A 5,385-nucleotide genomic window follows, 5' to 3' on the forward strand; every position below is an offset into this window, starting at 1 on the left:
CCGTAGACCAGCAGGGTCGGCGCGAGCACGCGTTGCGCCTGGCGCCACAGCCCGTGTTGCCCGCCGAGGGTGTAGGCGTCGACGATCCCCCGCGAGGAACGGCTCATCGCCTCCCAGAAGTACGGCAGGGCCATGCGCCGTTCCATCTCCTCGACGGCGTTGGCGAAGCCCTCGGGTGTCACCCGTGAGGGGTCTCCGTAACAGAGGTCCGTCACCCCCCGGGTGCGCTGTTCCGCCGTCAGGTGCCGGGTGAGGCGCCCGAAGAGGGCGGGCACGCCGGGCAGGGCGAGGAGGGCGGTGGGCACGGCCGAGCTCTGCACGCGCAGCTCGGGCAGGGCGGGCGAGACCAGCGTCAGGGTGCGCACGAGGTCGGGGCGGACGGCCGCGATCCGGGTGGAGACGGCGCCGCCGAGGGAGTTGCCGAACAGGTGCACCGGACCGCGTCCGGCGGCGTCCAGGTGGCGGATGACGGCGCGGGCCAACCCCGTGACCGAGTAGTCGCGGTCGGCGGGCGGCGGGGACCAGCCGAAGCCGGGCAGGTCGACCGCCTCGCCGTCGACGCTGTCGGCGAGCTGCTCCATGAGCGCCGACCAGTTCTGGGAGGAGCCGCCGAGTCCGTGCACGAACAGCGCGGGCGGCAGGCCCTCCCGCTGCGGTGGCCGGAAACGTACGTTCATCTCCAGGCCCGGCAGCGCGACGGTGCGCAGCCCCTCTCCTTCGGCCACCCGGACGGCCCCCACCTGGGAGGTCGGCTCGGCGGTGGACCGTACGCCCGGCAGCTCGGTCGAAGACATGGGCCAATGTTACGAGACGATCACGCTCACCCCCCTGCGTTCCCTTGTGTTCGCGGTCACAGGACCGTCTGGCGGCGGGCTGCCGATCCTCCTAGGCTCGTAGGAGGACGAGCGAAGGCGAGGGGAGTGGAATGACTGTCGACCCTGCCGAACCGGACAGCTTCCGGGACCGGTTCGCGGACCCGCTCGACGACGAGGCCCCGGAGGCGGACGCCGCCGAGCAACTCACCGACGTCCAGCCGCAGGAGGACGATCCGCTCACCGGCGGGGACCGGGAGGATGCCCCGGAGGCGGACGCCGCGGAACAGGCCCGGGTCGTGCCCCTGGACGAGGAGGACTACCGCTGACAGCATCTGCCAGGCGCTGACCAGCGTGTCCGGGGTGTGACCAGGCCGTCCGCACAGCGAGAAAAGTAGGCTTGAACCCACCAGATCCGGTTACCGAAAAGTACGATGGCGGCGCGGCGCAGAGCGCACTGTGTTCTTAGAGAAAGTGGGAGGCGGCGTGACAGCCATCGAGCAGACCGAGGCAGCGCGTCCGCGGGGTACGCGGCTGCCGCGCCGTGCCCGGCGCAACCAGTTGCTGGGTGCTGCCCAGGAGGTGTTCGTCGCGCAGGGTTACCACGCTGCGGCCATGGACGACATCGCGGAGCGGGCGGGCGTCAGCAAGCCGGTGCTGTACCAGCACTTCCCCGGCAAGCTCGACCTGTACCTGGCGCTGCTGGACCAGCACTGCGAGAACCTGCTGCAGGCGGTGCGCGGAGCGCTGGAGTCCACGAGTGACAACAAGCTGCGCGTGGCGGCGACCATGGACGCCTACTTCGCGTACGTGGAGGACGAGGGTGGCGCGTTCCGGCTGGTGTTCGAGTCGGACCTGACGAACGAGCCGGCGGTGCGCGAGCGCGTCGACCGGGTGTCGCTGCAGTGCGCGGAGGCCATCTCGGACGTGATCGCCGAGGACACGGGCCTGTCGAAGGACGAGTCGATGCTGCTGGCCGTGGGCCTGGGCGGGGTCTCGCAGGTCGTGGCCCGGTACTGGCTGTCCAGTGAGAGCCCGGTCGCCCGTGACACGGCGGTGGGTCTGCTGACCTCGCTCGCCTGGCGCGGCATCGCCGGCTTCCCGCTGCACGGCACGGAGGCCTGAGCGGAAGTCCGGCCGGAGGCCTGACCGGCCGCTGTTCGCTGCGAGCGTGTCCGCCGCGAGCCGATCGTGTCCCCTCACCGGGCTAATGTGGACCGGGTACGGCGCGGCTGATCGCGCGAACCGGACCGTCGGAGGGACAAAGCCGTGGAGGTCAAGATCGGCGTGCAGCACGCACCCCGGGAGATCGTGCTGGAGAGCGGCCTGAGCGCCGAGGAGCTGGAGGGCATCGTCGCCGAAGCCCTGTCCGGCACCGCGCCGCTGCTGAGCCTGACCGACGTCAAGGGCCGCAAGGTCCTGGTGCCGTCCGACCGTCTGGCGTACGTCGACCTCGGCGAGCCGACGCAGCGCAAGGTCGGTTTCGGAGCGCTCTGAGGCACTCGAGTACGAGTGGAACGGCCCGGCGGATGGTTCCGCCGGGCCGTTTCCGTTTCTTCCGCTTCGGGTAGGACCGCAGTGACCCGGTTTGCCCTGACGTAGGGGAGTGACCAGATGATGCTGATGGAGGCCGTCGGCTCCGGTCTGCTGGGCCTCGCCCTCGCGGGCGTGGCCGTGCGGGTACTCGCCAAACGACTGCCCTCCACCCGAACGGTGCTGGTCAGCGGGGTGGCCGGGGCCCTGTTCGGGGCCTACCTGACGCATATGTCGCTGGGGCCGGGGCACAACACCCTGCTCGCCACCCTGCTGGGCGGACTCGGGGTGTCGGCCGTCGTGCTCTCCCTGCTGCTGCGCCCCGCCGCCGGGGGCGGCGGGGGTCCGCGCCGCCCTCCGTTTTCGCTTCCGTCGCGGAGCTGAGGACCGCCGCCGGCCGTAGGGGCCGGCGTTCCGCGCCCCGTGAGGCGCGGGGAGCGCTACGCGGCGAGGCCGAGGGCGGCCATGCGCTTGGTGTGGGCCTTGGTGATCCGGGTGAACATCTCGCCGACGGCCGCCAGGTCGAAGCCGGCCGCCATCCCGTCCACCCCGCCGACCAGCATGGTCGACAGCGCGTCGCGCTCGGCGACCACCCGCTGGGCCTGCGAGAGGGCCTCGCCCATCAGACGGCGCGCCCACAGGGCGAGCCGGCCGCCGACGCGCGGGTCCGCCTCGATCGCCGCGCGCACCTTCTCCACGGCGAAACCGCCGTGGCCGGTGTCGTCGAGCACGCCGACGACCAGGGCGCGGGTGTCGCTGTCGAGGTGGGTGGCGACCTCGCGGTAGAAGTCGCTGGCGATCGAGTCGCCGACGTACGCCTTGACCAGGCCCTCCAGCCAGTCCGAGGGGGCGGTCTGGCGGTGGAAGTCGTCCACGCCCTTGGCGAAGGGCTCCATGGCGGCGGTCGGCTCGGCGTCGATCGCCGCGAGCCGGTCGCGCAGCCGCTCGAAGTGGTGGAACTCGGCGGAGGCCATCTTCGCCAGTTCGGCCTTGTCGCCCAGGGTGGGCGCGAGCTTCGCGTCCTCCGCGAGGCGCTCGAAGGCCGCGAGTTCCCCGTACGCCAGCGCGCCGAGGAGGTCCACGACGGCGGCCCGGTACTGCGGGGAGGCGGAGGCGGTCGCCCAGTCCTGGGCGGCGATGCCCTGCGCCCCGGCCGGGGCGTTCTCGTCGGCGGGAGATGCGTTTTCAACGGTCGACATGCTCCGCACAATAGCCCGCCTAAAGGCGGGACAAGTCACCACTCCTACGTGCTCCCGGTCCGTGTAAACCCGCCTACGTGGTGAATTCACCCGACACACCTGCGCGATTCCGGGGTACAGTGGTAATGCGCCTGCCGAATACTCGGCGGGCCATCCGAATGAGGATGCCCGGTCGGTGGCCCGATCGGCTCCACCCGACCGCCCTCGGCGCGGGGAGTACGCCCATGCGTACCGCCTCCACGAGGGGCCCCCTCAGCGGCACGAGCGCCTGAGCGATGGCAGTGGTCCCGCGCAGCTTCGTACGACCCGCCCGACCCCGGGTGGGCGCAGTACCGCAAGCCCGGCACGGTAGGACCCCCCTCGCCGCCTCACGCCGCGTCTCACAGAAGAGGCAGCACCCTGACTACGTTCCGAGAACTCGGGATCTTCCCCGAGACCGCCGAGGCCCTGGAAGCCGTCGGCATCGTGTCCCCCTTCCCGATCCAGGAGATGACCCTCCCCGTCGCCCTCTCCGGCACGGACGTCATCGGCCAGGCGAAGACCGGAACCGGCAAGACGCTCGGTTTCGGCCTTCCGCTGCTGGAGCGGGTCGTCGTCCCCGCGGACGTCGAGGCCGGCCGGGCCACGCCCGAGCAGCTGACCGACGCCCCGCAGGCCCTCGTGGTGGTTCCGACCCGCGAGCTGTGCACCCAGGTCACCAACGACCTGCTGACCGCGGGCAAGGTCCGCAACGTCCGCGTCCTCGCCATATACGGCGGCCGCGCGTACGAGCCCCAGGTCGAGGCGCTCCAGAAGGGCGTCGACGTGATCGTCGGCACCCCGGGCCGCCTGCTGGACCTGGCCGGGCAGAAGAAGCTCGACCTGTCCCGCGTCAAGGCCCTCGTCCTCGACGAGGCCGACGAGATGCTCGACCTGGGCTTCCTGCCCGACGTCGAGAAGATCATGAACCTGCTGCCCGCCAAGCGGCAGACGATGCTGTTCTCGGCGACCATGCCGGGCGCCGTCATCGGCCTCGCCCGCCGCTACATGTCGCAGCCGACGCACATCCGCGCCGTCTCCGAGGACGGCGAGGGCGCGACCGTCGCCAACATCAAGCAGCACGTCTTCCGCGCGCACAACATGGACAAGCCGGAGCTCGTCTCCCGCATCCTGCAGGCCGAGGGCCGCGGGCTGGCCATGATCTTCTGCCGCACCAAGCGCACGGCCGCCGACATCGCCGAGCAGCTGGAGCGGCGCGGCTTCGCCTCCGGCGCCGTCCACGGCGACCTGGGCCAGGGCGCCCGCGAGCAGGCGCTGCGCGCGTTCCGCAACGGCAAGGTCGACGTGCTGGTGTGCACCGACGTCGCCGCGCGCGGCATCGACGTCGAGGGCGTGACCCACGTCATCAACTACCAGACGCCGGAGGACGAGAAGACCTTCCTGCACCGCGTGGGCCGCACCGGCCGCGCGGGCAACAAGGGCACCGCCGTCACCCTGGTCGACTGGGACGACATCCCGCGCTGGCAGCTGATCAACAAGGCGCTGGAGCTGGACTTCCACGACCCCGTCGAGACGTACTCCACCTCCCCGCACCTGTACGAGGAGCTGGGCATCCCGGCCGGCACCAAGGGCATCCTGCCGCGCGCCGAGCGCACGCGGGCCGGCCTGAAGGCCGAGGAGCTGGAGGACCTGGGCGAGACCGGCGGGCGCGGTGGCCGCGGCGGCCGCGGCGCTGCCGCTCCGGCCGAGGAGCGTCCGGCCCGGACCCGTACGCCGCGCCAGCGCCGCCGCACCCGTGGCGGTTCGGAGCTCGGCGCCGAGGCCGAGGCCGCCGTGGCGTCCCCGGCCGCCGAGGCTCCCGC

General features: G+C 72.1%; 7 protein-coding genes. 5 read left to right on the plus strand and 2 right to left on the minus strand.

Annotation, left to right across the window (positions count from 1 at the left end; all coding sequences use genetic code 11):
* Positions 1–794, minus strand: a 794-nt coding sequence (locus VR44_RS35415; RefSeq protein ID WP_045951757.1) for an alpha/beta hydrolase, incomplete at its 3' end; no start/stop codon positions are given.
* Between the two features lie 131 nt (positions 795–925).
* Here VR44_RS35415 and VR44_RS35420 point away from each other — a divergent pair.
* The 4 genes from VR44_RS35420 (at position 926) to VR44_RS35435 (ending at position 2,729) form a co-directional block, all read left to right on the plus strand.
* The gene (locus VR44_RS35420) at positions 926–1,141 is read left to right on the plus strand and encodes a hypothetical protein (RefSeq protein WP_045951758.1); all 216 of its coding nucleotides are present in this window, start codon (positions 926–928) and stop codon (positions 1,139–1,141) included.
* 157 nt (positions 1,142–1,298) lie between these two features.
* A complete protein-coding gene (locus VR44_RS35425; protein ID WP_007266374.1) occupies positions 1,299–1,937 on the plus strand; it encodes a TetR/AcrR family transcriptional regulator in 639 nt (212 codons plus the stop codon).
* 144 nt (positions 1,938–2,081) lie between these two features.
* Positions 2,082–2,309 (plus strand): DUF3107 domain-containing protein, encoded by a 228-nt coding sequence (locus VR44_RS35430; protein WP_045951759.1) that lies wholly within the window; start codon positions 2,082–2,084, stop codon positions 2,307–2,309.
* Positions 2,310–2,426: 117 nt separating this feature from the next.
* Complete coding sequence (locus VR44_RS35435) at positions 2,427–2,729, plus strand: hypothetical protein (RefSeq protein ID WP_384758347.1); 303 nt, start codon at positions 2,427–2,429, stop codon at positions 2,727–2,729.
* A 56-nt stretch (positions 2,730–2,785) separates the two neighbouring features.
* Here the strand turns inward: VR44_RS35435 and VR44_RS35440 are convergent, their stop codons facing one another.
* Positions 2,786–3,544 carry a ferritin-like fold-containing protein gene (locus tag VR44_RS35440; protein WP_045951760.1) on the minus strand — a complete coding sequence of 253 codons (759 nt, stop codon included), beginning with the start codon at positions 3,542–3,544 and terminating at the stop codon, positions 2,786–2,788.
* Positions 3,545–3,943: 399 nt separating this feature from the next.
* Here VR44_RS35440 and VR44_RS35445 point away from each other — a divergent pair.
* The coding region (locus tag VR44_RS35445; protein ID WP_425424559.1) for a DEAD/DEAH box helicase at positions 3,944–5,385 on the plus strand (1,442 nt) is incomplete at its 3' end.

The organism is Streptomyces katrae, assembly GCF_000966975.1.
GTDB classification, from domain to species: Bacteria; Actinomycetota; Actinomycetes; order Streptomycetales; family Streptomycetaceae; genus Streptomyces; species Streptomyces katrae.

Bases quoted from the DNA above. Each gene is read 5' to 3' on its own strand.
- VR44_RS35420 (WP_045951758.1), top strand. From the start codon at position 926: ATGACTGTCGACCCTGCCGAACCGGACAGCTTCCGGGACCGGTTCGCG.
- VR44_RS35435 (WP_384758347.1), top strand. From the start codon at position 2,427: ATGATGCTGATGGAGGCCGTCGGCTCCGGTCTGCTGGGCCTCGCCCTC.
- VR44_RS35440 (WP_045951760.1), bottom strand. From the start codon at position 3,544: ATGTCGACCGTTGAAAACGCATCTCCCGCCGACGAGAACGCCCCGGCC.